3 protein-coding genes are annotated in these 3002 nt (G+C 30.2%); 2 read left to right on the top strand and 1 reads right to left on the bottom strand.

Annotation, left to right across the window (positions count from 1 at the left end; genetic code table 11):
* Positions 1-381: 381 nt before the first annotated feature.
* Positions 382-1005: a DUF4867 family protein gene (locus tag Q0649_RS07950; RefSeq protein ID WP_298839836.1), complete on the top strand. Its 624-nt coding sequence runs from the start codon at positions 382-384 to the stop codon at positions 1003-1005.
* A 49-nt stretch (positions 1006-1054) separates the two neighbouring features.
* Positions 1055-2536, top strand: coding sequence for an L-fucose/L-arabinose isomerase family protein (locus Q0649_RS07945; protein ID WP_298839833.1), 1482 nt, complete (start codon positions 1055-1057; stop codon positions 2534-2536).
* Positions 2537-2600: 64 nt separating this feature from the next.
* On the opposite strand, the gene Q0649_RS07940 is transcribed toward Q0649_RS07945, so the two are convergent.
* The coding region (locus Q0649_RS07940; RefSeq protein ID WP_298839830.1) for a TaqI-like C-terminal specificity domain-containing protein at positions 2601-3002 on the bottom strand (402 nt) is incomplete at its 5' end.

Here is a 3002-nt window from a genome sequence, read left to right as displayed (position 1 = left end):
TTTTTTACAGTGGAACTTAACTCTACAAAGTGGAAGTTACTTTTTCAATTCACCACAAAAAAAATCTTTTCCGATATTTTCCGATTAAATGTCCCCCCTTCACATTAGTCAGTATATACTACAATATCTCATCCTCCATTGATTATCTTGTCTTAGTTAACATTTAACTGATACCATCCTTATTAATAATTTCTAATTTTTTCATATTTATTTTATATATTTTATTAAATAATCCGCAATATCAAAAAATTTTAATCAAATGAAATAGTTTACAAAATATGTTGATAAAATTATAAAAGAATAGTAGAATAGACTTATTAAAGGGAATTTAAAAAGTTATTTATTATAATAACTAAAATTTAAATAGGAAGGATGATAACTATGATTATTAAAAAAATTACAGATCTTGAGTTCAAAAAATATGGACATGTTTTAGAAAAATATAATTGCTTAGAATTAATCGAAAAAATGAAAACGACACCATTACCAAGTGATGTAATTTATGAACCCTCAATTAAAGAATTAGAAAATTTAAAAATTGCACAAGATCTATCAATAAGAGAATTTGGTGAATTACCTATTCAGATAGGATACTGTAACGGTAACAATTATTTACTGAACGCTGTGGAATATCATAGGTCATCTGAAATAAATGTCGCAGTTACTGATTTTATTTTACTTTTAGGTTGTATTCAAGATATTAAAGAAGATTATTCATATGATACTACAAATATAGAAGCATTTTTAATTCCAGCTGGTACAATCCTTGAGGTTTATGCAACCACACTTCATTATGCCCCTTGTAATGCAAATAAGGATGGTTTTAAATGTGTTGTTGTTTTACCTAGGGATACTAATTTGCCACTCGAAAATAAAATAAACAAATCAGGTGAAGATGCTTTACTTTTTGCTAAAAACAAATGGCTAATTGGTCACAAAGATACAGACTTAGGAGCTGAGGGAGCATTTATTGGCTTAAATGGGGAAAACATTTCAATTAAATAGGACACAAATAGAATAACTATTCATAATAAAATAATCGGAGGAATGAGAAATGAAGAATTTACCACAATTAAAATTAGGAATTGTTGCAGTTAGCAGAGATTGCTTCCCAATGGAGTTATCTGAGAGCCGTAGAAAAGCGGTAGTAAAAATTTCTAAAAAATCTAATGTAGATATATTTGAATGTTTAACTACAGTTGAAAATGAAACAGATATGTTAAAAGCAATAAAAGAAGTTAAAGAAGCTGGTGTAAATGCATTAGTAGTATACCTTGGAAATTTTGGTCCTGAAACTTCAGAAACCTTACTTGCAAAACAATTCGGTGGACCAGTAATGTTTGCTGCTGCTTCTGAGGAAAGTGGTGATAATTTAATGAATGGCCGTGGGGATGCTTATTGTGGAATGTTAAATGCAAGTTACAATTTAGCACTACGTAATATAAAGGCATTCATTCCTGCATATCCTGTTGGAACAGCTAGCGAAGTTGCTTATATGATTTCAGAATTCGTACCAGTTGCTACTACATTACTAGGCCTTAACAATTTAAAAATAATATCTTTCGGACCTCGTCCACAAGATTTTTTAGCATGCAATGCACCTATAAAGCAATTATACAATCTAGGCGTTGAAATTGAAGAAAATTCGGAACTTGATTTATATGCAGCCTTCAATGAACATGCTAAAGATGCAAGAATTCCTGAAGTAATATCTAGCATGGAAAAAGAACTCGGCAAGGGAAATAAAATGCCTGGTATTTTACCAAAACTTGCTCAATATGAACTAACCTTACTTGATTGGTTAGAAGCACACAAAGGATCAAGAGAATTTGTTGTTTTTGCAAATAAATGTTGGCCATCATTCCAAACACAATTCGGCTTTGTACCTTGTTATGTAAATAGTAGATTAACTGCAATGGGGATTCCTGTATCCTGTGAAGTTGATATTTATGGTGCATTAAGTGAATATATAGGAACTTGTATAAGTCAAGATGTTGTAACATTGCTTGATATTAATAATACGGTACCAAATGATATGTATGAATCTGAAATTAAAGGTAAATTTGATTATACATTAAAAGACACATTTATGGGCTTTCATTGTGGAAACACAGCTGCTTGCAAATTAACAAGTGGTACTATGAAGTTTCAAAAAATTATGGCAAGATCCCTAGAACCTAATGTAGAACCAAACATAACACGTGGAACACTTGAAGGTGATATTATCCCTGGTAAAATAACATTCTTCCGTTTACAAAGCAATGCAGAGGCAGAATTAACAGCATATGTAGCAGAAGGTGAAGTACTACCCGTTTCAACTCGATCATTTGGTTCTATTGGTGTTTTTGCAATCCCTGAGATGGCAAGATTCTATCGTAATGTCTTAATCGAAAAGAGATTTCCACATCATGGTGCAGTTGCATTTGGCCATTATGGAAAAGCAATTTACAATTTATTTAGATACTTAGGAGTCAAAGAATTATCATTTAATCAACCGAAAGGAATGCTTTATAAATCAGAAAATCCTTTTAAATAGAACTTATTAGTCTTAGATTTAGAGTTATTAAACAAATTAATAATTCTAAATTATAAAAAAGAGATTATACTTCTCCAAGTATAATCTCTTTTTCTTCTTCACTAAAGTGAAAGTAATCATATAAATAATTTTCATCCATGCCATTATAATCTTTCATTTCTGGAATACATAATTTCATTAAATTATTTGGATAATATTCATACGCATCCTCACCTAGTTTTTTCGCAAAGGTCTTGAAATAAAATTCATATATTTTACTATTTAATATATATAATAAAAAATCATAGGTAAACGGGACATTCTCTTTTAATGTAAGTGCATATACATCTGCACTAAAATAGCTTCCCCTATCAATCGCAAATCTGTTACTACTCGCTTTAAATGGAAAAACGATCTTTTCACCTTCAAATATATTTTGATTTCTGCCCCATTGAAGTTCGTACCATTTTCTAATACCCTTTTGACA

The sequence above is a fragment of the uncultured Clostridium sp. genome (assembly GCF_937920395.1).
Lineage (GTDB): Bacteria > Bacillota > Clostridia > Clostridiales > Clostridiaceae > Clostridium_AD.
This window is presented reverse-complemented; position numbering and strand designations above follow the sequence as displayed.

What these genes read in the sequence shown, in the direction of transcription:
- Q0649_RS07950 (WP_298839836.1), top strand. Translation starts at nt 382, where the DNA reads ATGATTATTAAAAAAATTACAGATCTTGAGTTCAAAAAATATGGACAT.
- Q0649_RS07945 (WP_298839833.1), top strand. Translation starts at nt 1,055, where the DNA reads ATGAAGAATTTACCACAATTAAAATTAGGAATTGTTGCAGTTAGCAGA.